We start from the raw sequence: 243 nt of genomic DNA, 5'->3' as shown, positions 1-243 counted from the left end.
AGGGCCGCTTCGGTCTGCAGGCGATCCAGCCGGTGGTCGACATGGCGCCCATCGAGATCCATTATCCGGTGACGGTCTATCCCACCAAGGTGGTCAGCCACGACCTGGAAAAGACCCCCGTGGTGGAAGGCACGCTGCTGGGCATCAAGGGTCAATACCTGATGTTCGATACCGGCGTGATCAACATTCGCAAGTACACGGCCTATCAGCTGGCCGTGTCCGCCTCCGCAGCAGAGATGTAAG

1 protein-coding gene is annotated in these 243 nt (G+C 60.1%); it reads left to right on the top strand.

All coding sequences use genetic code 11. From position 1 onward, the window contains the following. A partial coding sequence (locus tag FS767_RS22520) for a DUF2797 domain-containing protein (protein WP_144968296.1) occupies positions 1–242 on the top strand: 242 nt, incomplete at its 5' end. Position 243 lies beyond the last annotated feature (1 nt).

The organism is Pseudomonas sp. DE0010 (assembly GCF_007680745.1).
GTDB lineage: Bacteria > Pseudomonadota > Gammaproteobacteria > Pseudomonadales > Pseudomonadaceae > Aquipseudomonas > Aquipseudomonas parafulva_B.
This window is presented reverse-complemented; position numbering and strand designations above follow the sequence as displayed.